A 25174-nucleotide genomic window follows, 5' to 3' on the forward strand; every position below is an offset into this window, starting at 1 on the left:
TTCCAGGCATTTGAGTTGAGGATATATTAAGATTTATCAAGAGTGAAACACTACACTAGCAGAGCCCGACGACCAGCCCTATCAGGCCAGCGCCAGGTTATCGCGATGCACCAGCTCCACCTCCGCCATATATCCAAGCAACGACTCGATCATTGAGCTTGGCTTGCCGATCAGCTTGCGCGCATCTTCAGCACCGTAATTCGCCAGCCCGCGCGCGATGATCTGCCCCTGCTCATCCTGCAGCACCACCATCTCGCCGCGCGAGAAATTCCCGGACAGACTGCGCACACCGGCCGGCAACAAGCTTTTGCCGCGCTCACGCAACGCCGCCACAGCACCCGCATCCAGCACCAGAGTGCCCCGCGCCTGCAAATGCCCCGCAATCCACTGCTTGCGCGCAGCCTCAGGACTGCGCTCAGGCACCAGCAGCGTACCCACAGCATCACCTGCCTTGAGCCGCAGCAGCACATCCGGCTCACGCCCACTGGCAATCACCGTAACAGCACCACTGCGTGCAGCCAGGCGCGCAGCACGCACCTTGGTCGCCATGCCGCCGCGACCCAGCTTGCCGCCACCGCCCGCCATGGCGATCAGCGCATCATCCTCTGCCCGCGCCTCGGACACAAAGGCCGCATCGGGATTGGAACGCGGATCAGCCTCAAACAACCCCAACTGATCAGTCAGCAGAATCAATCCATCCGCTTCGATCAAATTGGCCACCAGAGCGCCGAGCGTATCGTTGTCACCAAAGCGGATTTCATCCGTGACGACGGTGTCATTCTCGTTCACTACCGGCACAACACCCAGACGAATCAGCTCACCCAAGGCCGCACGGGCATTGAGATAACGCCGTCGGTTGGACAGATCCTCATGGGTCAGCAAAATTTGCGCCGTATGGGTGCCGTGGCGCTGGAAGTTGGCCTCATAGGCCTGCACCAGCCCCATCTGACCAATGGCCGCCGCCGCCTGCAAACGGTACATCTCGTGCGGACGGTTAGACCAGCCCAGACGCGACATACCCTCGGCAACCGCTCCCGAGGACACCAGCAATACTTCCATGCCTGCAGCACGCAGAGCGGCCAGCTGATCAACCCAGCGAGAAATCGCCTCCTGATCAAGCCCGCGACCATCATTGGTCAGCAGCGCGCTACCGATCTTTACGACCCAGCGCCCGCCCGTTTTCAGCCTGTTCCTACCCGTGGACACCCGTGAATCCTCTAATTACTAGCGAGCCCATTCGACATCAACGTCGAACTCGTCATCGTCGAAATCATCCCAGTCATCATCCTCACCCGTGCGCCGCGCCCGAATAGCCATACGCATCGCCTCGACACACTCACGCGCCTCGGCATCAATCTGCAGACGAGTATCACGCTCAACATCAAGCAAGTCCGGATCCTGCTGAATTTCCAGCGCACGCCTATCAAGGAAGCCCTGAATATCCTGCACCAGAACCTGCACACCTTCCTTGTTCAGCGCCGAGATGCGATATACAGGCCCTTCCCAGCCCAGCGCATCAACCACTGCCTGACAGCGCTCTTCCTGCTCTTCTTCAGGCACCAGATCCAGCTTGTTCAGCACCAGCCAGCGCGGCTGAGCTTCCAGTGTCGCGCTGAATTTCTTCAGCTCAGCCACCGCCACACAAGCCGACTGCGCAGCACCCTGCTCATCCCAGGGCGCCATATCTACCAGGTGCAGCAACAAACGGTTGCGCGCCAGGTGACGCAGGAACCGAATACCCAGGCCCGTGCCTTCTGCTGCGCCTTCGATAATGCCCGGAATATCCGCAATCACGAAGCTGCGGTGACTTTCGGTACGCACCACACCCAGGTTCGGCACCAGAGTCGTGAAGGGGTAGTTGGCCACTTTCGGCTTGGCGGAAGAGACTGAGCGAATAAAGGTCGATTTGCCCGCATTCGGCAAACCCAGCAGACCCACATCCGCCAGCACCTTGAGCTCCAGTTTCAGGTTGCGCGCCTCACCCGGGGATCCATTACTGGTCTGGCGCGGCGCACGGTTAACCGAACTCTTGTAGCGAATGTTGCCAAGGCCATGAAAGCCCGCCTGGGCCACTTTTTCAATCTGCCCTTCAACCGTCAGATCCGCCAGCACTTCACCGGTATCCTGATCGACAACAGTGGTACCCACCGGCAGCTTCAGCACAAGGTCTTCACCCTTGGAGCCGGTACACTGACGCGTCATGCCATTCTGACCGTTCTGCGCCTTGTAGTGGCGCGTAAAACGGAAATCGATCAGCGTATTCAGGCTGCTATCCGCCTCAACGAATACCGAACCGCCATCACCACCGTCACCACCGTCGGGGCCGCCTCTGGCAACGTATTTCTCGCGCCGGAAACTCATGCAGCCGTTACCACCTTTACCGGCTTCCACCGAGATCAACGCTTCATCGACAAACTTCATTAAAACCTCCCCGACGGGTCAGGATCCTGCACTGAATATAGCGCGAACACTGCCCGAATAGCCTCACACACACGACACCACGCACAACCACGAGCCCCAACAGGCCCGAGACCCGGCGCCGTCATGAATGACGCAACCGCCGCTTTGCACATGCAAATACAGTAAATCACAGCCCTATACGAAAAAAGCCCCGCACAGGCGGAGCTTTTTCGAACATCAAAGTGCGCTTCAGGCAGGTACGATACTGATGTACTTACGCTTCTTTTCGCCTTTGATTTCAAACTTTACTACGCCATCCGCTTTAGCGAACAGAGTGTGGTCCTTGCCCAGACCGACATTGGTGCCGGCGTGAAACTTGGTGCCACGCTGACGAACCAGGATGTTACCTGCAGCAACAACCTGACCACCGTAGCGCTTCACACCAAGGCGTTTCGATTCTGAGTCGCGACCGTTACGAGTCGAGCCACCAGCTTTCTTATGAGCCATTTTCTATCTCCTGATCTGGGTTGCGTTAAGCACTGATGCCAGTGATCTTCACTTCAGTGAACGACTGACGGTGACCCTGACGCTTCATGTGGTGCTTACGACGCTTGAACTTCAGGATGGTCACTTTCTTGCCACGGCCATGCTCAACAACTTCAGCAGTTACCTTGGCGCCATCAACAACCGGCGCACCGATTTTGATGTCATCACCGGCGCCAACCATCAGCACGCGGTCAAATTCTATGCTGGAACCCAGTTCTGCTGGCAGCTTTTCGAGCCGTACAGTCTGGCCTTCCTGAACGCGGTACTGCTTACCACCGCTAACGATTACTGCGTACATTTCTCTCTCCAGGTCATGCTCATCCGGCTACTGTGAATAACAACCTACTTCTAAGGGCGAAACCCTATGATAGGGAGCAAATTTGGATGAGCTCAGGGCGGGGGATTCTATAGTAAAGACACCCCAAACTCAAGCCAGCCGGCGGCAAATTATAGACCCTGCAGGCAAAGCGCTAACTGAGCACCTCAAGGCCGGCATCCAGAGGCCTTTAGACTGGCACTTTCTTGACACCTTTGCAGGCACCCCCTAGCATGCGCGCTTACCATTCGTACAGTCGACGACCCTCCCTACATGCAGCCACATCAGCTAAATCCGGCGATCGAGCCGCAGTTCGAAGCCGTAAATGACTACATTCTCAACCATCTGGGCTCCACCGTGCCGCTGGTCGAGAAGATTGGCCACTATATAGTTGAGAGTGGTGGCAAGCGCCTGCGTCCGCTACTCGTATTACTGAGCGCCAACGCCTGTGGTTATCAGGGTCAGCAACATGTTCCGCTGGCGGCCCTTGTTGAATTCATTCACACCGCCACCCTGCTGCACGACGATGTGGTCGACAATTCGGACCTGCGCCGTGGCAAGGATACCGCCAACGCCCGCTGGGGCAACGCACCTAGCGTGCTGGTCGGCGACTTCCTATACAGTCGTGCATTTCAGGTGATGGTCGAGATCGGCAACATGGACATCATGCATGTTATTTCCAATGCCACCAACGTCATTGCCGAAGGCGAAGTTCTGCAGCTGCTAAACTGCAAAAATCCAGACACCACCGAAGACGCCTATATGCAGGTGATTATCGGCAAGACAGCCACCCTGTTTGAGGCCGCAACCGAAACCGGCGCTATTCTCGCCCAGGCTTCAACGGCGGAACGGGATGCACTGCGCCTTTACGGTCGTCATCTTGGAATCGCCTTTCAGCTGGTCGATGATCTAATGGATTATCTCTCCAGTGCCGAAGAAATGGGCAAAAATGTCGGCGACGACCTGGCCGAAGGCAAACCCACCCTGCCGCTGATTCAGGCCATGAAAGCCGGCACCGACGAAGAACGCCTGCTTATTCGCCAGTGCATTCGCAAGGGCGGCCTGGACGATCTGCAGCCGATTCTGGATATAGTGCAGCGTACCGGCGCCATAGACTACACCCGCGCCGCAGCGCAGCGCGCCGCCGCAAGCGCCTGCGAAGCGCTTGCAGCACTGCCCGCCAGCTCTTTCAAGGACACCCTGACTCAGCTGGCCGAAATCGCGGTTAACCGTACTCACTGACAGCCACGGAAGGGTCCGAGCACCTGAACCACAGGCGCATCGGGCGTCCTGAGAGCGCCCTCTGCCGGGCCTGATCGCGACTATCGCGGCAGCGCCAAGGCAGAAACAAGCCCCAAACAGTGCTTCAGGGCGTCCGACCCGCTATAATCGGCGGATATTTTTAGCTGAAACCTATAAGACTTTCCTATATGACAAAAGCTTCTTCGTTCGATCGCAAAGACCTGCTGAGCTGCGGCCACGGCGAAATGTTCGGCCCGGGCAATGCCCAGCTGCCGATCGACAACATGCTGATGATGGACCGAGTTGTTAATATCTCCTCGGAAGGCGGCCTCTATGGCAAAGGCGAAATTATTGCCGAGCTCGACATCAATCCGGACCTCTGGTTTTTCCAGTGCCATTTCCCTGGCGACCCTGTGATGCCGGGCTGCCTGGGTCTGGATGCCATGTGGCAGCTGGTAGGATTCTTCCTCGGCTGGCGCGGCAACCAGGGCCGCGGACGCGCACTGGGCTCAGGTGAAGTCAAATTCACCGGCCAGATCCTGCCGACCGCCAAAAAGGTGACTTACCACATTCACCTCAAGCGTGTAATCGAGCGCAAACTGGTCATGGGCATCGCCGACGGTTCCGTGTTTGTTGACGGTCGCGAAATCTACACCGCCAAGGATCTGCGCGTCGGCCTGTTCACCACCACCGACAACTTCTAGCAGGCGCCGGGGGCTGCCGGCCACTGGCCTGCGCCCCGTAAAAGCCGATAAAACCTAATTCAGGTAGCCATCAGAGGCGCTTTATCGGACAATAGGCGGTCTGTATATCCGCAAAGAACATTACCTTAGTGAAACACAAGAGGCCTCACATGCGTCGTGTCGTTGTTACAGGTATGGGGATTGTGTCCTGTCTGGGCACCGACAAGGATTCCGTCCTCAGCGCCCTTCAAGAAGGACGTTCTGGTATCAAATTCCAGGAAGAATACAAGGAGCTCGGCTTTCGCAGCCAGGTTGCCGGTAGTATCGACCTCGACCTTGAATCCCTGATCGACCGTAAACTACTCCGCTTTATGGGCAACGCCGCCGCCTACGCGTACCTGGCCATGGACCAGGCCGTGAAGGATTCCGGCCTGAGCGAAGATCAGGTATCCAACGTACGCACCGGCCTTATCGCCGGCTCCGGTGGGGCCTCATCCGCCGATATCGTTGAAACCGCGGACATTCTGCGCACCAAGGGCGTCCGTCGTGTCGGCCCTTACCGCGTCACTCGCACCATGGGCAGCACTGTATCCGCCTGCCTGGCCACGCCGTTCAAAATCAAGGGCGTGAACTACTCCATTACCTCTGCCTGCGCCACCAGCGCACACTGCATTGGTAACGCCATGGAGCAGATTCAGCTGGGCAAGCAGGACGTTGTTTTTGCCGGTGGCGGTGAAGAACTGCATTGGTCCCTGAGTGTGATGTTTGATGCCATGGGCGCGCTGTCCAGCAAATACAACGACACGCCGGAAAAAGCTTCCCGTGCCTACGACGCCAACCGTGACGGTTTCGTCATCTCTGGCGGCGCCGGCATGCTGGTACTCGAAGATCTCGAGCACGCCAAGGCTCGTGGCGCCAAGATCTATGCTGAACTGGTTGGCTACGGCGCCACCTCCGACGGCTACGACATGGTTGCACCGTCTGGCGAAGGCGCCCTGCGCTGCATGCAGCAGGCGATGGCTACCGTTGATGGCCCTATCGACTACATCAATTCCCACGGCACCTCCACGCCGGCCGGTGACATCCAGGAATTGAAGGCAATGAAGATGGCTTTCGGCGACAAAATGCCGACAGTCAGCTCTACCAAGTCGCTGACCGGCCACTCACTGGGTGCTACAGGCGCACAGGAGGCAATCTACTGCCTGCTGATGCAGGAAAACAACTTCATCTGTGCCTCTGCCAATATCGACCAGCTCGACCCGGAAGCCGAAGGCCTGCCGATCGCGACCACGCGGATCGACAATGCCAACCTGGAGCGTGTGATGTCCAACAGCTTCGGCTTTGGCGGCACCAACTCCACGCTGGTCTTCCAGAAGTACAAAGGCTGAGCCTCCAATACCCAGCCACGAAAAAGCCGCTTTTTAGCGGCTTTTTTTTGTGCTTTAACGAACTGAAGCTTATTACCTACAAAGAACCTCAGGCACCGATGCGCACCTGCACCCTATCCGCATCGACAACGCCAACCTGGAACCTGTGATGTCCAACAGCTTCGGCTTTGGCGGCACCAACTCCACGCTGGTCTTCCAGAAGTACAAAGGCTGAGCCTCCAATACCCAGCCACGAAAAAGCCGCTTTTTAGCGGCTTTTTTTTGTGCTTTAACGAACTGAAGCTTACTACCACAAAGAACCTCAGGCACCGATCTCGCGCATTTCCTGCTCGATCCAGGCCACCGATTCACGGTGCACATCATCAACCGTGCGCTCCACCGTCGCCAGAGGCGCACCAATTCGCACCTGCACCACCCCCGGAAACTTCACAAAGCTCTTGCCCGGCCAGTAGAGCCCCGCATTGTGCACTATGGGCACCACCGGTACCTGGCTATCGACCGCCAGCATGGCACCGCCCTTGTTGAAGCGTCCCATCTCGCCCACCTTGACGCGGGTTCCCTGGGGAAATATCAGCACCGGCACCTGCTGCGCCAGACGGTCACGCCCCTGGCTGAGCAATTGCTTCAAGGCGCCACGGCGCTGACTGCGATCCAGTGCAATGGGCTGCAGCATGGCGAGCGCCCAACCGAAAAAGGGCAGTTTGAGCAGTTCCTGCTTCAGTACCACCGACTGGGGGCGCACCAGCGTCTGGAAATACAGCGTTTCCCATTCACTCTGGTGATTGGCCACCACCACATAGGCGCCACTGCGGGGCAAATTTTCCAGCCCAGACACTTCAAAACGCACGCCGCAGCAGATGCGCAGCCAGATCATGTAGAAGTAGTTCAGCACCGTAAACAGCTTGAAGCGGGGACGAAAGGGCAACGCCCAACCCACCAGAAGGCAGAAGGTCGAATACAAAATGGTGACCGGATAAAAGCCGGCATAGAACAGGGTCGCACGCAGATAATGCAGCGGTGTCGCTTTAGGCATTTTCAGCCTCCTGTGACCGGTGGGAAAAAAGCAACTTCATCGCCATCCGCCAGGGAGGTCGATAAGCTGACCATCTCCTGATTAACGGCGACCAGCAGGTTCGGCGCCTTGAGCACCGCCTGCCAGCGCTCGCCACGTTCAGCCACCAGATAATCGATCAGCTGATCGACCCGACTCAGTTCAGCAGAACACTGCAGCTCTTCGGCATCAAGACCAAGCTGTTCCCGTACGCGGGCAAAATAAACCAACTGCAATTTCATCTTATTCCTCTACTTTCCAGTGCCCACTCTTGCCGCCCTTCTTTTCCATCACCCGAATACCCGAGATGATCATGCCGCGATCGACCGCCTTGCACATGTCATAGAGCGTAAGTGCGGCGACACTGGCCGCCGTAAGCGCCTCCATCTCCACCCCGGTCTGCCCGGATAACTTACAGGTAGCGGTAATTTCGATGCGGTTATGTTCCGGTACCGGCACCAGCTCCACTGCCACCTTGCTCAACATCAGCGGGTGACACAGCGGGATCAGCTCCCAGGTACGCTTGGCGGCCTGGATACCGGCAATACGCGCCACCGCCAGCACATCACCCTTCTTGTGGCCGCCACCCATAATCAGCTGCAGCGTTTGCGGCAGCATTTCTATATAAGCCTGGGCTACAGCTTCGCGATAGGTTACGTCCTTAGCGGATACATCCACCATATGGGCATGGCCCTGGTCATCCAGATGGGTCAGCTTGCTCATGACGCCTCCAGGGCACGCTTGTTGATCAGTGGATTGGCATACATCTGCCGCATGATGTCCTGCGCGCCAGGCTCAAGCTCATCCAGCCGCTGCTGGAAAGCCGTGCGCTGCTCCTCTGTGACCTCGGCCGTATCGCCAGCGGCAATCCGGTTGGATGAATGCAGCTGATAGTTGGCGATAATTTCCCGGTCGATCACAGCAGCCAGAGCTTCGGGGGACTCAAAGTCACCCTTAATAGGTTCACCAAAGGCGACATGCACCTCTCCTTTGAGGCCCGTAATGCCCTTGACGATGCTATCCAGATCTTCGTACTGACCCTTGGCATAGCAGCCATCGCTGGCCCTTGCATAGAGCTCCCGCGCCTTGGCGGCATCGCAGGGATCGTATTCGTAGGAAATCGACACCGGCACCAGGTTCAACCGGGTAATGGCCTCACCGAAAGAGCGCTGCTTGCGCTGTGACATATAGAACATCTTCAGGATGGCGGGATCGGTGCGATCATTACCGTCCTTGGCGCGCCCTTCGCGCTGCGCAATCCAGATGGAGGCACCTTCATTAATGCTGTGATCGATATAGCTCGACAGCTGATTCAGCGCCGTCATCATCTCGCGACCACGGGCCGAGCGGTTGACGATGAAACTCTTGTTGAGGCGCATCAGGTCCGATACATACCCCTTGCGCAGCAGGTTGTCACCAATGGCGATGCGCGCCGTGTTCATGCCAGCCTTGTACAGCACCCAGTTTACGAAGGCGGGATCCAGCGCTATATCGCGGTGATTGGAGATAAACAGGTAAGCTTCGTCCGGATCAAGCCGCTCGATACCTGAACAACTCAGGCGAGTGGTACTGCGGCCGATCATTTTTTCCATGTACTTGGCCACCCGTTCCTGGAAGCCACGAATGGTTTCAACATCGCCCACTTCCCGCGCCAGCGCCATGCGCACCAGGGGGCGCAACAACCAGCCGAAGGCGCTCGCCATCCGGGGAAACTGGTAACGGGTCACAACCCGGATAAATTCTTCGTTATACAACAACCGGTTGAGCACCTCTGCCACTTCGGTGTCGCGGTACGGACGGATCTCTTTGTACGGATCCTGCAGCGCGGTATTGTCGTCGCTCATGGTGCTCTCTAATTATCATGATAGGGTTCAGCTGGGCGCTATTTTACCCGCTGGGAGGGGCTTTTGCAGTGCCGTTAGCCCAGCAGCTCCGAGAACGGTATAAAGCCCACCAGATCGCCCTCGGCAATTGGGGTCTGCGGCGGCACAACCACCAGCCCCTGCGCCCAGCTGGCAGAAGACAGCACGCCCGAGCTCTGATTCACAAAGGGACAGGCACGCCCGGCCTCAATCCGCGCACGCAGATACTCCTGGCGTCCGCCAGGACGGGGGCGCGCAAAGCCCGCCGGTACCTGCAGCAGCAGCGGTGGCTCAACGACTGTCCCTTGCAGACGCAGCAGATAAGGCCTGGCCAGCAGACAAAAAGTCACCAGCGCCGACGCCGGATTACCCGGCAAACCAAAGAAAGGCACCCGCCCCACCCGGCCGTACGCCAGCGGTTTGCCAGGCTTGATACGCAGGCGCCACAAACGCAACTCACCAAGGGACTCCACCGCCGCCTTGACGTGATCTTCATCACCGACAGAAACGCCGCCGGTGCTGATAATGCAATCCGCCTGACTCGCAGCCTGCGCCAGTGCCGCTCGAGTCGCTGCAGCGCTATCGGCCACCAGGCCCAGATCGAGAACCTGAATACCGAGCTTGCGCAGCAAGCCGGCCAGCAAATAGCGATTGGAGTTGTAAATCTGCCCGGGCTTAAGCGCAGTACCCGGCTCGACCAGCTCATCGCCGGTGCATAGCAACGCCACCCGCAAGGGGCGCGTGACCCACACCTGGGCAACGCCGGTCGATGCCAGCACACCCAGATCGGCCGGCTGCAGCCGCGTTCCCGCCGCGACCACCACCGCACCTGCAGCTATATCCTGTCCGCGCGGCCGCACATTGTCGCCAGCCTCTGGCTGTACGCTGAAATGCACCAGACCTTCGATAACCTCGGCCTGCTCCTGCATCACCACAGCGTCAGCACCTGGCGGAATTTCGGCGCCGGTGAAGATGCGCGCTACAGTGCCAGGCGCCAGTGATGCAGGCGCGGAACCTGCCGGGATGCGTTGGCTGATACGCAGCCCCGCCTTGGCGGCATCAGCATGAAAGCAGGCATAGCCATCCATGGCACTGTTGGCCGCTGGCGGTACGTCCACGGCCGCTATAACGTCTTCGGCCAGCACCCGACCCAGGGCATCCATCAAAGGCAGCCGCTCGGAATCCGATATGGGCTGAACATCTGCCAGCAGTGCTTCAATGGCCTCTTCTACCGGCATCAGATCCGACTTTGCGCCAGGTGCAGCATCACAGCCCTGCATGCCTTAAACCTGTTCCTGTGCGTGACGCATCAGCATGTCGACGAAATTGCACGGCCTATGCCGCTTGTCGAGCTGCTCGGCAATAATGCGATCCCAGCCGGTACGACAGGCACCGGTAGACCCCGGCAGGCAGAAAATCACCGTACCATTGGCCAGGCCTGCCACTGCGCGGGACTGAATGGTCGAAGTACCAATTTCCTCAAATGACAGGCTGCGAAACAGCTCGCCAAAGCCTTCAATCTGCTTGTCGAACAGTGGCTGCAGTGCCTCGGGCGTAGAGTCGCGATGGGAAAAGCCGGTACCGCCGGTGCTCAGCACTACATGGATACCGGGGTCGGCAATCCAGGCGGAGACTTGGGCTCGCAGCTGATAGACATCATCCTTGACGATGGTGCGCGCCTGCAGCTTATGCCCCACAGCCTCCAGCCGATCCACCAGCGTTTGCCCCGAAGTATCCGTTTCCAGCGTGCGGGTATCGGATACGGTCAGAACGGCAATGTTAAGTGCAACAAAATCTGCGTCGTCGCTGCAACGTCCCATAAAAATCTCCTGAAAATTGTTAAAACTGAATCTATGTCAACAGGCGCCCGGGCTGGCCACACAGGCCCTTGTACGCAACAATGACCCCCGCGCCAAGAAAACCCGTCCCTGCACTCCCAACACTCTGATGCGTATAGAAAATATTGATCGCATCAACCGAAAAAAACCACAAGGAAAGAGCCTTACTGCCATGTACATGACACTGAAACACCTGCACCTGGCTGCAGTGACCCTGAGCATTTCGCTATTTCTGCTGCGTGGCTACTGGATGCTGATCGGTTCAGGCTGGCGGAACAGCCGCCTTATGCGCGTCATACCACATCTGGTGGATACCGTTCTGCTACTCAGTGCCACAGGCCTGGCCCTTACGCTGCAGCAATATCCATTTGTGAATGACTGGCTCAGCGCCAAACTCTTCGCTCTGGTGGCCTACATAATGCTCGGCATCATCGCCCTTAAGCGCGGCCGGAGCAAGACCAGCCGCACCCTGGCGTTTGGTGCAGCACTGGCCACCTTTGGCTATATCGCCTGGGTTGCGGTCACGCGGGATCCAACGCCTTGGCAATAATACCAAGCAGCTTCCAGCATTTGGATCAGAAACGTTCGTAGAGCTGGCGCACCAGAGAAACCAGCTCACCGCGCCAGGGACGCTGGCGAATGCCGAAGGTACTGAGAAGTTTGGTGCATTTGAGCACCGAGCTGGCGGGACGCTCAGCCTCGGTGGGGAAGTTTTTGCTGGCAACCGGCGTCAGCCGCTCCACCTTGAGCGCTTCGTACTGACTCGCCGTGGCAATGATGGCTTCACTGAAAGCATAGCGGGTGGTAATTTCGGCGCCGCAGTAATGGTAAGTGCCCCAGGCATCGGCACCGCATGTGAGCTGTTTGACGATCGCCAGCACCACACGGGCAACATCGGTCGCCGCTGTCGGGCAGCCACGGCGATCATCCACCGAAACCAGCTCGACCTCAGTGCGCGCCTGCTCCAGAGTACGAATCAGGAAGTTGTGTCCGCTACCACTGAAGACCCAGCTCACGCGCAGAATGATATGCCGCGCATGGGCTTGGCGCAGTAACTCCTCCCCCTGCCATTTGCTGTCGCCGTAGACACCCAGCGGGCGTACTGCATCGTTTTCACGGTATCCGCTGGCATAGTGACCATCAAACACATAGTCCGTGGAAAGGTGTATGAGGGGAATATCCAGCTCGGCGCAGGCGCTTGCCAACTGCTGCAGCGCCTCAGCGTTGACGCGCATGCAGTACTCGCGCTGCTTTTGCGCAGCGTCGGCCCGGTTAAAGGCGGCACAGTTGATAACATAGTCAGGCCGGTGCTGTTCAAGCTGCTGACGAATCTTTGCGGTATCCGTGATATCCAACTGCCTGCGTGTCAGGCCAATCACATCAAAAAAGACATCCGCGCCCGCCTGGCCAACCAGCTCGCGCCCGACCTGCCCATTAGCTCCCGTTATCAGAATACGTGCCGGCCGATTGAAGTAATCACTGGCCATAATGCGATGTACAAACCTCCACTGGGAGCAGGAAATTCAGAAATATGCGAATGCGATGAACGAATTTCACCTTACCACAGAACCCTGCCGGACAATACAGCCACAGCGCTGTACTTTAATGCCTTAATTCAAGCACCGGCCAGGCACGCTGAAAGGGCCACAACCCAGACGGCAGAACAGCTTCCGGCAATTAAAGAGCCACTCCCAGTCCCCGGATGCTGCATTGCAGCTAAGCTTGAGATGACCGTTCAACGCATGTCATTATTTTCTGACTCTTGAGTCAGTTTTTGTTGACTTCAAAGTCAGCTTTAATCTAAAGTCAGTTCATCGGCTAATAATTAAACAAACAGCAGGAGGTTTGCCTTGATCAGGTTCTTACTCAACCAGGAACTGCGGACAGAGAGCGATCTCGATCCGAACGTCACGGTCCTCAACTATCTGCGGGAAAATCTCGGCAAGACCGGCACCAAGGAAGGCTGCGCTTCGGGTGACTGCGGCGCCTGCACCGTCGTCGTCGGCGAGCTGGTGAACGACCGCATTCGCTACCGCACCCTCAATTCCTGCCTGACCTTCGTTGCCGCGCTCGATGGCAAGCAGCTGATCACCGTCGAAGGCCTCAAACACCAGGGACAGATGCACAGCGTGCAGCAGGCCATGGTCGACTGCCACGGTTCGCAGTGTGGCTTCTGTACCCCGGGCTTTGTCATGTCACTGTTTGCGCTGCAGAAAAACAGCCCACAGGCCGACAAGAGCGCAGCCGAAGAAGCCCTGGCCGGCAATCTCTGCCGTTGCACCGGCTACCGCCCGATTCTGGACGCCGCCGCCAGCAGCTGCACCGCAGCCCCCCAGGATCAGTTTGATCAGCAACACGAGCAGACTCTGACTCGGCTGCGCGCCATTCAGCCAGACACCACCAGCACGCTGAACAGTGCCGGCCGGCAGAGCTTTGCACCACTCACAGTGGCGGATCTGGCCCAGCTGTATCAGGACAACCCCCAGGCCCGCCTGCTGGCCGGCGGCACCGACCTGGCACTGGAAGTCACTCAGATGCACCGCACCTTGCCGGTCATGATCTATGTCGGCAATGTGGCCGAGCTGAAACAGGTTGAGACGTTCGATGATCGCATCGAGATCGGCGCCGCCGTGCCCCTGACCGATTGCTACGACGTTCTGACCCACGAATATCCGGATTTCGGTGCCATGCTGCATCGTTTCGCATCACTGCAAATCCGCAACCAGGGTACCCTTGGCGGGAATATCGGTAATGCCTCACCGATCGGCGATTCGCCACCCGCCCTTCTTACACTAGACGCGCAGATCGTTCTGCGTCAGGGCAGCAGCACCCGCACCATTGCGCTGGCCGACTACTTTGTGGACTACCGCGTCACCGTACGCCAGGAAGCGGAATTCATCGAGAAGATCATTGTGCCGCGGGCGCAGGGCCGTGACAGCTTTAGGGTCTACAAAATCTCCAAGCGTCTGGATGATGATATCTCCGCTGTGTGCGGCGCCTTCGACCTGCGCATAAAGGACGGCCAGATCAGTGACGCCCGCATCGCCTTCGGCGGCATGGCCGCCATTCCAAAACGCGCCAGCCGCTGCGAACAGGCGCTGATCGGCAAGCCCTGGAATCAGGCCACCATTGAAGCGGCCGCCAAGGCCCTGGGGGAAGATTTCACCCCCCTCAGCGATTTTCGCGCCAGCAAGGAGTACCGCGTGCTCACCGCCGCCAACCTGTTGCGCAAATACTTCGTTGAACTCAGCACACCGGAACTGGCTACACGGGTGACCGATTATGTCTAACCACAACAAGATCAGCAGAACTCAGGACGAAATGATGGCGCTGGTGCGCCAGGACCTGCAAACAGGCGTTGGCCGCAAGATTCCCCATGAAAGCGCAGCCAAGCACGTCAGCGGCGAAGCGGTCTATATCGATGACCGGCTGGAGTTCCCCAACCAGCTGCACATCTATGCCCGCCTCAGTGACAGGCCCCATGCCCGCATCCTCAGCATCGATACCAGCCCCTGCTACCAGATGCCGGGCGTACGCATCGCCATTACCAGCAAGGACGTACCGGGTCAGCTCGATATCGGAGCCGTGGCGCCGGGTGATCCGCTGCTGGCCGATGGCAAGGTGGAATATGTCGGCCAACCGGTCATCGCCGTTGCCGCCGACAGCCTGGAGAATGCCCGTCGCGCCGCCATGGCCGCGGTCATCGAATACGAAGACCTCGAAGCCGTGCTAAGCGTGGAAGATGCGCTGAAGAAGAAACATTTCGTGCTCGACAGCCACCAGCACAAGCGCGGCGACTCCGCCCGCGCCCTGGCTGCCGCACCCCACCGTCTGCAGGGCAAACTGCATATAGGTGGTCAGGAACATTTCTACCTCGAAACCCAGATCTCGTCGGTCATTCCCACCGAAGACGACGGCATGATCGTCTACACCTCCAGCCAGAACCCCACCGAGGTGCAGAAACTGGTCGCCGAGGTGCTCGACGTACCCATGCACAAAATCGTCATCGACATGCGTCGCATGGGCGGTGGTTTTGGCGGCAAGGAAACCCAGGCCGCAGGCCCTGCCTGCCTCTGCGCCGTGGTCGCACGCCTCACCGGCCAGCCCACCAAGATGCGTCTGCCCCGAGTCGACGACATGCTGATGACCGGCAAGCGCCATCCGTTCTATGTCGAGTACGATGTCGGTTATGACGACAAGGGCCGGCTGCACGGCATCGATCTGGTGCTGGCGGGCAACTGCGGCTATTCACCAGACCTGTCGGGTTCCATCGTCGACCGCGCCATGTTCCATTCCGACAATGCCTATTACCTGGGCGATGCCACGGTCACCGGTCACCGCTGCAAGACCAACACCGCCTCCAATACCGCCTATCGCGGTTTCGGTGGCCCCCAGGGCATGGTGGCCATCGAATACATCATGGATGATATCGCCCGTACCCTGGGCAAGGATCCACTGGAAGTGCGCAAGCACAACTATTACGGCAAGACCGAGCGTAATGTGACGCACTACTACCAGACCGTCGAAGACAACATGCTCGACGAGATGACCGCTGAACTCGAAGCCAGCAGTGAATACCAGCAGCGCCGTGAAGCCATTACCGCTTTCAATGCTGGCAGCACGATCCTGAAAAAGGGCATCGCCCTGACACCGGTGAAGTTTGGTATTTCCTTTACCGCGACCTTCCTTAATCAGGCCGGCGCTCTGGTGCATGTCTATACCGATGGCAGTATCCACCTCAACCACGGCGGCACCGAGATGGGCCAGGGCTTGAACACCAAGGTTGCGCAGATCGTGGCCGAGGAATTTCAGGTTGAAGTCGAGCGCATCCAGATCACCGCGACCAATACCGACAAGGTGCCGAACACCTCGCCCACGGCGGCCTCCAGCGGCACCGATCTTAACGGCAAGGCGGCGCAGAACGCCGCCCGCACCATTCGCGGCCGCCTGGTAAGCTTTGCCGCCGCACACTTCCAGGTGTCCGAGGAAGATATCGAGTTTCGCAACAGCCATGTGCGCATCCGCGACAAGGCGATGCCGTTCGACGAACTGATTCAGCTGGCCTATTTCAACCAGATTTCGCTGTCCAGCACCGGTTTTTACCGCACGCCCAAAATCTACTACGACCGCGACAAGGCCGCCGGCCGGCCCTTCTACTACTACGCCTATGGCGCGGCCTGTTCCGAAGTGCTGCTCGATACCCTCACCGGCGAGTACCGCATGCTGCGCACCGATATCCTGCATGACGTCGGCGCCTCGCTAAACCCGGCCATCGACATCGGTCAGGTTGAAGGCGGCTTCATACAGGGTATGGGCTGGCTCACCATGGAAGAGCTCGACTGGAATGCCCAGGGCAAGCTGACCACCAACAGTCCTGCGAGCTACAAGATCCCGGCGGTGGCCGATATGCCGCTTGATCTGCGCGTGCGCCTGGTGGAAAACCGCAAGAACCCCGAAGACACTGTGTTCCACTCCAAGGCCGTGGGCGAACCGCCCTTCATGCTCGGCATCTCTGTGTGGTGTGCGCTCAAGGATGCCATCGCCAGCGTGGCGGATTATCGCATCAGCCCGCACGTCGATGCTCCGGCCACCCCCGAGCGCGTGCTCTGGGGCGTCGAACAGATGAAAGCCGCCATGGCCCAGACCCAGGTAACGGAAAACATTTAACGATCCGGCCGCGCTCGCCGCGGCCTGCAGGTCGGCCGTTTACGGTATTGCAAGAGGACAGACTATGAACCGGGTTGACTGGATCAGCGCACTGAACAAGCTGCGGGACAGAGGCGAATCCTGCGTGCTGGTCACCATACTGGACGAGCGCGGCTCCACGCCGCGCAACAACGGCACCAAGATGGTGGTCACGGCACAGAAAAGCTACGAGACCATTGGTGGCGGTCACCTGGAGCACAAGGCCATGCAGATCGCCCGCCAGATGCTCAGCGATGGTGATACCGAGGTACGGCTGGAGAAGTTTTCCCTGGGCGCCAGCCTCGGTCAGTGCTGCGGCGGCGCCACCTCGCTACTGTTCGAACCTGTACTGCAGTCCGGCGTTCAGATCGCTCTCTTCGGCGCCGGCCATGTTGCCCGGGCGCTGGTGAATCTGCTGGCGACGCTGCCCTGCCGGGTGCGCTGGATAGACTCGCGCGACAACGAGTTCCCGGCGCAGATTCCGGATAACGTCGAGAAAGTCGTCAGCGAGTTTCCCACCGACGAGGTGGACGACCTGCCCGCCCACAGTTACTGCATAGTGCTGACCCACAACCACCAGCTGGATCTGGAACTGAGCGAGCGCATCCTCAAGCGCGGTGACTTCGACTATTTCGGCCTGATCGGCTCGCGCACCAAGCGCAAGCGCTTTGAGCACCGCTTGCGCGCCAAGGGCATGGACGATGCCCTGCTGGCCCGCATGATCTGCCCCATGGGCACCCCGGAAGTCAAAGGCAAGCTGCCGGCGGAAATCGCCATCGCCATCGCCGGCGAAGTGATTGCGCACTACAACGCCGACTTCGGGGCCCAGAAAAAACGCACCAAAGAGCCTCAGGCTCTGAGCATTTGCCGGCCCGCCTGAGCCGGCCCAAACACCTTTTCAAGCTTCAAGAGTGACAGACTCCATGACATCAGCACGCAAGGCTTACCGCGCATCCATCCTCCATAGCATCGCCGATCCGGCCGAGGTGGGTATTGAAGCGTCTTACGAATACTTTGAAGACGGCCTGCTGATCGTCAGCGATGGCCGCATAGAAGCCCTGGGCGAGGCAGAATCCCTGCTGGCCGAACTGCCGGCGGGCACCGAGGTTACCGAATACGCCAACGGCCTGCTGATGCCCGGCTTTATCGACACCCATATTCACTACCCGCAAACCGGCATGATCGCCTCCTACGGCGAACAGCTGCTGGACTGGCTCAACAACTACACCTTCCCGGCCGAGCGCGAGTTTGAAAACCCGGAACACGCCGCCGAGGTCGCCGAGATCTTTATTCGCGAACTGCTGCGCAACGGCACCACCAGCGCCCTGGTCTTTGGCACCGTGCACAAGGCCTCGGTCGATGCTCTCTTCAGTGCCGCTGAAAAGCGTAACCTGCGCATGATTGGCGGCAAGGTACTGATGGATCGCAATGCCCCGGACTACCTGACCGATACCGCCGAATCCGGCTATCAGGACAGCCGTGAACTGATCGAACGCTGGCACGGCAAGGGCCGACTGCACTATGCCGTCACGCCCCGTTTCGCCCCCACCTGTTCCGACGAACAGCTGGCCAGCGCCGGCCAGTTGCTGCAGGAGTACGAAGGTCTGTACATGCATACCCATCTGTCGGAAAACCGCGACGAGGTGGAATGGGTCAAGTCCCTGTTCCCGCAGTGCAGCAGCTATCTGGATGTTTACGACCACTTCAACCTGCTGAGCGAGCGCTCCGTCTTTGCCCACGGCATTCACCTGTGTGATGACGAATGCAAACGTCTGGCTGAAACGGGCTCGGCCATCGCTTTTTGCCCGACCTCCAACCTGTTCCTGGGCAGCGGCCTGTTCAACCTGCCGAAAATGGAGCAGTACGGCGTTAACGTCGGCCTGGGCACCGATGTCGGCGCCGGCACCAGTTTCTCGATTCTGCAAACGCTGAACGAGGCCTACAAGGTCATGCAGCTGCAGGGCGCCAAGCTGAGCCCCTTCAAATCGCTCTACCTGGCAACCCTCGGCGGTGCCCGCGCCCTGCGCCTGGATGATCGCATTGGCAGCTTTTCCCCGGGCAACGAAGCCGACTTCGTACTGCTCGACTACCACTGCACACCGCTGATGCAGTACCGCATGCAGCAGGCGCGCACGCTGGACGAACGCCTGTTCGTACTCATGACCCTGGGTGACGACCGTGCCGTGCGTGCGACCTTCGCCGCCGGCCAGTGCGTACACCAGCGCGACTGATCAAAAGCCCTCGGAGGCCGCGACCATGATGATGGTACTCCCACAAAAAAGCCCCCTGCCTTGCGGCGAGGGGGCTCTGAACAGCAGCGTGACGGCGGCCTTATTTGGCGCCCTTGCTGCGATCCTTGATCAGGTGCGAGAACACCGCATGCAGATCACCGGACGCGCCGTCATCCTGCAGGTTCAGCTTGTGATCAATATGATCCAGGTGGTGCATCATCAACTCTACCGCGCGGGTCTTGTCGCGCTGCTCAATGGCCTTGATCAGCTGATTATGCTCGTCGTAGGAGCAGTGCGAACGGTTACCGGTTTCGTAACGGGCAATGATCAGGGAGGTCTGGGAAACCAGGCTGCGCTGAAAGTTCAGCAAGGGCGCATTGTTGGCCATCAGCGCCAGCTGCAGGTGGAACTCGCCCGACAGGCGAATGCCGGAGCCTCGGTCGCCCTTGTCGAAACAGGCCTGCTCTTCCTTCACCAGCCGCTTCATGTTGGCGATCTGCTCGCTGGTGGCGTGCTCTACCGCCAACTCGGTAATGGCACGCTCAACGATGCGCCTGGCAAAGGAAATCTGCCGAGCCTCTTCCAGGCTCGGTTCGGCCACCACCGCGCCCCGATTGGGCCGCAGCAGCACCACCTGCTCGTGGGCCAGACGCGACAGCGCGCGACGAATAATGGTGCGGCTGACACCAAAGATCTCGCCCAGGGCTTCTTCGCTCAGCTTGGTACCTGGCGCCAGGCGCTGTTCCAGGATGGCATCAAAGATATGCGCATAGACCACATCATCCTGGGTGCCGCTACGCACCTCGCGCGGATTACCGCTCTGGCCGATGATCTGCTGCAATCGATCGTTCATAAGTTTGACCACGTTCTGCTGTCGGGCACCGCGCAACAGTCCTCCGAAGGAGAAGCATGGCTGCGAAGTACACAAAGAAATTGTTTAAGTGCCGTGAATAGTACAGAGGACGCCAACAATTGTACACGCAGAATGGGAACAATGATGCAGTCAAAACATCCATTTCTGCGCTTTGGCATTGGCGACCGCAAACGCAGCGGGAAATTATTCACCAGCGAGCATCGGCACTTTTGGAAAACGTACACACTAGGCAATGCGGCCTCTGGAATCCTTTTTTACGTTTTTAAAACTTCATTATGGAAATCACCCACCGACCGGAGAGCACACTAACTATTGATATTTTTGTATACAATCCTAGAATACACCAGACTGCAGCGTCAGTCTGGTATTGCAACAGCCAGTCCACTACAACGGTGAGCAACCGCTCGCAATACCAATAAAGAAATGAGGAGCACGCGTCGTGGCGAGCATTCAACAAGAACAAGATGCCGCTCATTCCATGAATGAGCCACAGACCCGCGGACCGCTTGATCGCTTTTTTAAACTGAGCGAGCACAAGACTAACGTCCGCACCGAACTGATCGCAGGCATGACAACCTTTGTCACCATGGCCTACATCATTTTTGTGAACCCCAATATCATGGCCGATGCCGGCATCGACCATGGCGCTGCCTTCGTGGCCACCTGCATAGGTGCAGCCCTGGCCTGCTTCCTCATGGGACTCTACGCCAACTGGCCGGTCGGGCTGGCACCCGGCATGGGCCTGAACGCCTTCTTTACCTACACCGTGGTCGGTGACATGGGCTACAACTGGGAAATCGCTCTGGGAGCCGTATTCCTGTCCGGCATCCTGTTTGTGATCCTCAGTTTCTGGCATATCCGCGAGTGGCTGCTCAACAGCATCCCCTCCAGCCTGCGCTTTGCCATGGGCGCGGGTGTGGGACTCTTCCTGGGTATTATCGGTCTGAAAACCGCCGGTATCGTCGTCGACAGCCCGGCTACTCTGATCACCATGGGCTCCTTTACCGAACCTTCGGTGCTACTGGCCGCACTCTGTTTTCTGATGATCGCCGTGCTGTCGCACCTGCGCGTGTTTGGCGCTGTGCTGATCAGCATAATGACCGTGACCCTGATCGGCTGGGGCCTTGGCCTGGTGGAATATCGCGGCCTGGTCTCAATGCCACCGAGCCTTGGACCCACCTTCCTGGCCATGGATATCGTCGGCGCTTTTGACGTTGCCATGATCAGCGTGATTCTGGCTTTCCTGTTCGTCAACATGTTCGATACCGCAGGCACCCTGATGGCGGTGGCGCACCGCGCCAACCTGATCCGTGAAGACGGCTATATCGAGAACATGAGCAAGGCCCTCAAGGCCGACAGCAGCTCCAGCGTAATCGGCTCCCTGGTGGGTTGCCCGCCAGTGACCAGCTATGTTGAAAGCGCTTCAGGCATCGCCGCTGGCGGTCGCACAGGCCTGACCGCCGTTACCGTGGGTGTACTCTTTGCCGCCGCTGTTTTCCTGGCACCCCTGGCCGGCATGATTCCGGCCTACGCCACCGCCGGCGCGCTTATCTACGTTGCGATGCTGATGATGGGCGGCCTGAGCCAGATCGAATGGGAAGATCAGACCGACATGATCCCGGCCATAGTGACCGTGGTCATGATGCCGCTGACCTTCTCCATCGCCAACGGCATAGCGCTGGGCTTTGTAACCTACACCGTCATGAAGGTGTGCACCGGACAGCAGAGCAAGATATCCGCCGCTATGTACGTGCTCTGTGCGATTTTCATCGCCAAGTTCGTCTTCCTGTGATTCCAGGAGCCTGACTCGTCCTCCGCCGGTACAACCGGCGGCATCCGACAGGACTCCCTAACCCCGGCCAGAGGCTGCAACCCAGCAGCCTCGGCCACAACACCTGCAGCGGCTTCACGGCCGCTGCGGGTCTTTTGCTATTGGGAATAATGACTGATGCTGCTGGAAACCTGGTTACTTTTTACCGCCGCGATCTTCGTGGTGATACTGATTCCCGGCCCGCTGTCGCTGCTGATGGTTAGCAACAGCCTGAACTACGGCATTCTGCGTACCACACCCGCCTTTCTCGGCGGTGTCAGCGCCTCGGTGCTGCTGCTTACCGCCTCCGCCCTGGGCCTGGGCGCACTGCTGATGGCCTCGGAACAGCTGTTCAGCGCCCTGAAGATCGCCGGTGCCCTCTATCTGTTCTATCTGGCATGGCGCAGCTGGCGTGAAGCCAGCCACCTGAATGCCTGCTCCCTGGCCGAAAAGCAGCCTGTCCCGGGTTTCAAAGTCATGTTCTGGCAGGCCTTCGGCCTGGGTGCCAGCAATCCCAAGGACATTCTGTTCTTCGCCGCCTTCCTGCCCCAGTTCATCAGCGCCGACAGCCCCCTGCTGGCACAGCTGCTGATCATGATTGTCACCTGGGCCTGTGCCGACCTGATCTGCAAGCTGGGCTACGGCCTCTGCGCCCGCGGCGCAGCACGTTTCATGACAACCGCATCGAGCCGCGCCTGGTTTAGCCGTTTTACCGCCGGCATCTTCGCCAGCGCAGGGGCCGCGGCTCTGCTGAGCCGGTGAAAGCTGAAAGCTGAAAGAGGCTAGGGGCTAGGGGCTAGCTGAAAGTTGCAGGGAGCAGGGAGCAGGTGCGAGGGGCGAGGGAGCAAGAGCTTTCAGCTTACGGCTTACGGCTTACGGCTTACGGCTTACGGCTTACGGCTTACGGCTTACGGCTTAAAACAATGAGCCACCGGGAAAAAAGGGGCAAGCGGAAAGCGGAAAGCCGCAGGGCTTTTCGGCCGCTGCGGTTTTTATGATGTCGATTAAGAGCCTGCGGCGGATCAGCTGCCGCGGTAGGTCGAATAGCTGTACGGCGAAATCAGCAGCGGTACATGATAGTGATCGTCTTCAGCCGAGATGCCAAAGCGCAGCACAACCTGATCGAGGAAAGCAGGCTCGGGCATTTCCACACCCAGGGCGCGGTAGTAGTCGCCGGCGTGGAACAGCAGCTCGTACACACCGGCAACAAAAGCGTCGCCTTCCAGTACAGGGCTGTCACAGCGACCATCATCATTAGTGACAGTGGTCAGAACCAGCTCGCGCTCCTGCCCCACAATACGATAAAGATCAATGCGGATTTCATTGCCCGGACGGCCGTGAGCGGCATCCAGCACATGCGTGGTCAAATATCCCATTGGTTCAAGAGGCCTCCTGCATCTGCACCCGACTCTCGAGTGCCATGCCCTTGCGCCCCACCTCCTCTTCGATCAAGTCAGCTGACGTTACACCCCATATCGCACCTATATGCGGCCAGGGCAGTTTCAGAAATAATATACACAGTTTTAAATTTTTTTGTACACAAAAGTACCAACAACTTGACACTCAGCATCGTAATCAGCCCCTCGACACCGCCATCCGAGGCACCCAGAATACATTGGTGCCCAGCTAAAGCGGCCTGATCACCCGACCAGCGACCTTTTATCACACAAACAAATGGCAAATTTATTTACAATGACTAATATTTTTTGTATACAATAAAGCACATCAAGGCTTCCGCGGTTACCGCACCAAGCCGAACCCGACAATCTGTCACTGGAATATTGAGAAGGAGTCGCCCTGTGAGCAATGATTACCCACGCGACCTGATTGGCTACGGTGCCAATCCCCCGCACCCCCGCTGGCCGGGCGACGCGCGTATCGCAATCTCTTTCGTACTCAACTACGAAGAGGGTGGCGAGCGCTGCATCCTGCACGGGGACAAGGAATCCGAAGCCTTTTTGTCGGAAATGGTGTCAGCTCAGCCGCTCCAGGGCGAACGCAACATGAGCATGGAGTCGCTTTACGAGTATGGCAGCCGCGTGGGTGTCTGGCGTCTGCTGCGCCTGTTCAAGAAACACGATATTCCGCTGACCATCTTTGCCGTCGCCATGGCCGCCGAGCGCAACCCCGAAGTCATTCAGGCCATGCACGCCGCCGGCCACGAGATCTGCAGCCACGGTTACCGCTGGATCGACTATCAGTATATGGATGAATCTGAAGAGCGCGATCACATGCAGCGCGCCATCGACATCCTGACCCGGATTACCGGCGAACGTCCGCTGGGCTGGTACACCGGCCGTACTGGCCCGAACACCCGCAATCTGGTGATGCAGGAAGGTGGTTTCCTTTACGACTCTGACACCTATGACGACGACCTGCCGTACTGGGCCGACAATAACGGCAAAGGACACCTGGTTATCCCCTACACTCTGGATACCAATGATATGCGCTTCTCCCAGGCACAGGGTTTCAACTGCGGTGATCAGTTCTACCAGTACCTGAAAGACGCCTTCGATGTGCTCTACGAGGAAGGCGCCGAGGCACCGAAGATGCTGTCCATCGGCATGCACTGCCGCCTGCTCGGTCGCCCGGCGCGCATGGCCGCGCTGGAGAAGTTTATCAAGTATGCCAACAGCCACGACAAGGTCTGGTTCAGCCGCCGCGTCGATATAGCCCGCCACTGGCATGAAACCCATCCGTACAAGGCCGGGGAGTCCAAATGAGCCCGTTCAAGACCTGCACCCCCAGCACACTGAGTCGCGCAGCCTTCATCCAGCTGCTGGGTGATATCTATGAGCACTCCGCCTGGGTCGCTGAGCAGACCTTCGATCAGGCACAGGCCGAGAACAACACAACGGAGCTCGACAGCGTCGAGTCGCTGCACGCTCTTATGGCTGCGCAACTTATGCAGGCCTCACACCAGGCCCAGCTGGCACTGATCAATGCCCACCCGGATCTCGCTGGCAAGGCCGCCGTGCGCGGTGAGCTGACCGCAGCCTCCACCTCCGAGCAGGCCGGCGCCGGTATCAGCGAGTGCAATGCGCAAGAGTTTGCCCGCTTCACCGAGCTCAACGCGGCCTATAAAGACAAATTCAAGTTCCCTTTCATCATGGCGGTGAAAGGCAGTAATCGGCACCAGATACTGGCGGCGTTCGAAGAACGCATCCAGAACAGCCACGAACAGGAGTTCGCGCGCGCACTGGCCGAAATTAACAATATTGCGCTGTTCCGGCTGCAGACTCTTTAAG

At 58.6% G+C, this 25174-nt stretch carries 25 protein-coding genes; 12 read left to right on the forward strand and 13 right to left on the reverse strand.

Going from position 1 to position 25174, the window contains the following annotated elements; genetic code table 11:
* Positions 1-81: 81 nt before the first annotated feature.
* From proB to rplU, 4 genes are all read right to left on the reverse strand, one after another.
* A complete protein-coding gene (gene proB, locus MPRO_RS08725; RefSeq protein ID WP_067290511.1) occupies positions 82-1206 on the reverse strand; it encodes a glutamate 5-kinase in 1125 nt (374 codons plus the stop codon).
* Between the two features lie 18 nt (positions 1207-1224).
* Positions 1225-2421: an Obg family GTPase CgtA gene (gene cgtA / locus MPRO_RS08730; protein WP_067290514.1), complete on the reverse strand. Its 1197-nt coding sequence runs from the start codon at positions 2419-2421 to the stop codon at positions 1225-1227.
* Between the two features lie 228 nt (positions 2422-2649).
* A complete protein-coding gene (gene rpmA / locus MPRO_RS08735) occupies positions 2650-2907 on the reverse strand; it encodes a 50S ribosomal protein L27 (protein WP_067290518.1) in 258 nt (85 codons plus the stop codon).
* Between the two features lie 25 nt (positions 2908-2932).
* Positions 2933-3244, reverse strand: a complete 312-nt coding sequence (gene rplU / locus MPRO_RS08740; protein ID WP_067290521.1) for a 50S ribosomal protein L21 — start codon at positions 3242-3244, stop codon at positions 2933-2935.
* Between the two features lie 291 nt (positions 3245-3535).
* Between rplU and ispB the strand changes: the two genes are divergently transcribed.
* The 3 genes from ispB (at position 3536) to fabB (ending at position 6575) form a co-directional block, all read left to right on the forward strand.
* A complete protein-coding gene (ispB, locus tag MPRO_RS08745; protein WP_067290524.1) occupies positions 3536-4504 on the forward strand; it encodes an octaprenyl diphosphate synthase in 969 nt (322 codons plus the stop codon).
* A gap of 188 nt (positions 4505-4692) precedes the next feature.
* Positions 4693-5208, forward strand: coding sequence for a bifunctional 3-hydroxydecanoyl-ACP dehydratase/trans-2-decenoyl-ACP isomerase (gene fabA / locus MPRO_RS08750; RefSeq protein ID WP_067290527.1), 516 nt, complete (start codon positions 4693-4695; stop codon positions 5206-5208).
* A 149-nt stretch (positions 5209-5357) separates the two neighbouring features.
* A complete protein-coding gene (gene fabB, locus MPRO_RS08755; protein WP_067290531.1) occupies positions 5358-6575 on the forward strand; it encodes a beta-ketoacyl-ACP synthase I in 1218 nt (405 codons plus the stop codon).
* A gap of 301 nt (positions 6576-6876) precedes the next feature.
* On the opposite strand, the gene MPRO_RS08765 is transcribed toward fabB, so the two are convergent.
* The 6 genes from MPRO_RS08765 to moaB all read right to left on the reverse strand — a co-directional run bounded on the left by MPRO_RS08765 (position 6877) and on the right by moaB (position 11308).
* Positions 6877-7608 (reverse strand): lysophospholipid acyltransferase family protein, encoded by a 732-nt coding sequence (locus tag MPRO_RS08765; protein WP_067290537.1) that lies wholly within the window; start codon positions 7606-7608, stop codon positions 6877-6879.
* Between the two features lie 2 nt (positions 7609-7610).
* Complete coding sequence (gene moaD, locus MPRO_RS08770) at positions 7611-7868, reverse strand: molybdopterin converting factor subunit 1 (protein ID WP_067290539.1); 258 nt, start codon at positions 7866-7868, stop codon at positions 7611-7613.
* 1 nt (position 7869) lies between these two features.
* Positions 7870-8349, reverse strand: coding sequence for a cyclic pyranopterin monophosphate synthase MoaC (gene moaC, locus MPRO_RS08775; RefSeq protein WP_067290543.1), 480 nt, complete (start codon positions 8347-8349; stop codon positions 7870-7872).
* Entirely contained in the window at positions 8346-9470 is a 1125-nt protein-coding gene (locus tag MPRO_RS08780; RefSeq protein WP_067290546.1) for a 1-acyl-sn-glycerol-3-phosphate acyltransferase, read from the reverse strand. Before MPRO_RS08780 ends, moaC begins: the two co-directional genes overlap by 4 nt.
* A gap of 74 nt (positions 9471-9544) precedes the next feature.
* Complete coding sequence (locus MPRO_RS08785; protein WP_067290550.1) at positions 9545-10768, reverse strand: molybdopterin molybdotransferase MoeA; 1224 nt, start codon at positions 10766-10768, stop codon at positions 9545-9547.
* Positions 10769-10771: 3 nt separating this feature from the next.
* Entirely contained in the window at positions 10772-11308 is a 537-nt protein-coding gene (gene moaB, locus MPRO_RS08790) for a molybdenum cofactor biosynthesis protein B (protein ID WP_067290553.1), read from the reverse strand.
* A 190-nt stretch (positions 11309-11498) separates the two neighbouring features.
* Here moaB and MPRO_RS08795 point away from each other — a divergent pair, with 190 nt between their 5' ends.
* On the forward strand, positions 11499-11876 hold the full coding sequence (locus tag MPRO_RS08795; protein WP_067290555.1) for a SirB2 family protein: 378 nt from the start codon (positions 11499-11501) through the stop codon (positions 11874-11876).
* 25 nt (positions 11877-11901) lie between these two features.
* Here MPRO_RS08795 and rfbD read toward each other — a convergent pair whose 3' ends face one another.
* A complete protein-coding gene (gene rfbD / locus MPRO_RS08800; protein ID WP_067290561.1) occupies positions 11902-12813 on the reverse strand; it encodes a dTDP-4-dehydrorhamnose reductase in 912 nt (303 codons plus the stop codon).
* 363 nt (positions 12814-13176) lie between these two features.
* Here rfbD and xdhA point away from each other — a divergent pair, with 363 nt between their 5' ends.
* The 4 genes from xdhA (at position 13177) to guaD (ending at position 19242) form a co-directional block, all read left to right on the forward strand.
* Positions 13177-14616, forward strand: a complete 1440-nt coding sequence (xdhA, locus tag MPRO_RS08805) for a xanthine dehydrogenase small subunit (protein WP_067290563.1) — start codon at positions 13177-13179, stop codon at positions 14614-14616.
* Positions 14609-16993, forward strand: coding sequence for a xanthine dehydrogenase molybdopterin binding subunit (gene xdhB / locus MPRO_RS08810; protein ID WP_067290564.1), 2385 nt, complete (start codon positions 14609-14611; stop codon positions 16991-16993). The genes xdhA and xdhB overlap by 8 nt, the downstream gene beginning before the upstream one ends.
* Before the next feature lie 64 nt (positions 16994-17057).
* Positions 17058-17891 carry a xanthine dehydrogenase accessory protein XdhC gene (gene xdhC / locus MPRO_RS08815; protein WP_067290566.1) on the forward strand — a complete coding sequence of 278 codons (834 nt, stop codon included), beginning with the start codon at positions 17058-17060 and terminating at the stop codon, positions 17889-17891.
* 43 nt (positions 17892-17934) lie between these two features.
* Positions 17935-19242: a guanine deaminase gene (guaD, locus tag MPRO_RS08820; RefSeq protein WP_067290569.1), complete on the forward strand. Its 1308-nt coding sequence runs from the start codon at positions 17935-17937 to the stop codon at positions 19240-19242.
* A gap of 100 nt (positions 19243-19342) precedes the next feature.
* Here guaD and MPRO_RS08825 read toward each other — a convergent pair whose 3' ends face one another.
* Positions 19343-20095, reverse strand: a complete 753-nt coding sequence (locus MPRO_RS08825) for a GntR family transcriptional regulator (protein WP_067290572.1) — start codon at positions 20093-20095, stop codon at positions 19343-19345.
* A 499-nt stretch (positions 20096-20594) separates the two neighbouring features.
* Between MPRO_RS08825 and MPRO_RS08830 the strand changes: the two genes are divergently transcribed.
* Positions 20595-21908, forward strand: coding sequence for an NCS2 family permease (locus MPRO_RS08830; RefSeq protein WP_102136291.1), 1314 nt, complete (start codon positions 20595-20597; stop codon positions 21906-21908).
* A gap of 156 nt (positions 21909-22064) precedes the next feature.
* Positions 22065-22688 carry a LysE family translocator gene (locus MPRO_RS08835; protein ID WP_067290580.1) on the forward strand — a complete coding sequence of 208 codons (624 nt, stop codon included), beginning with the start codon at positions 22065-22067 and terminating at the stop codon, positions 22686-22688.
* 260 nt (positions 22689-22948) lie between these two features.
* Here MPRO_RS08835 and uraH read toward each other — a convergent pair whose 3' ends face one another.
* Positions 22949-23302, reverse strand: coding sequence for a hydroxyisourate hydrolase (gene uraH / locus MPRO_RS08840; protein ID WP_067290583.1), 354 nt, complete (start codon positions 23300-23302; stop codon positions 22949-22951).
* Between the two features lie 423 nt (positions 23303-23725).
* Here uraH and puuE point away from each other — a divergent pair, with 423 nt between their 5' ends.
* Entirely contained in the window at positions 23726-24649 is a 924-nt protein-coding gene (gene puuE / locus MPRO_RS08845; RefSeq protein ID WP_067290586.1) for an allantoinase PuuE, read from the forward strand.
* A complete protein-coding gene (gene uraD / locus MPRO_RS08850) occupies positions 24646-25173 on the forward strand; it encodes a 2-oxo-4-hydroxy-4-carboxy-5-ureidoimidazoline decarboxylase (RefSeq protein WP_067290589.1) in 528 nt (175 codons plus the stop codon). The genes puuE and uraD overlap by 4 nt, the downstream gene beginning before the upstream one ends.
* Position 25174: the final 1 nt, after the last annotated feature.

Origin of the sequence: Marinobacterium profundum, assembly GCF_001528745.1 — a bacterium.
GTDB lineage: Bacteria > Pseudomonadota > Gammaproteobacteria > Pseudomonadales > Balneatricaceae > Marinobacterium_A > Marinobacterium_A profundum.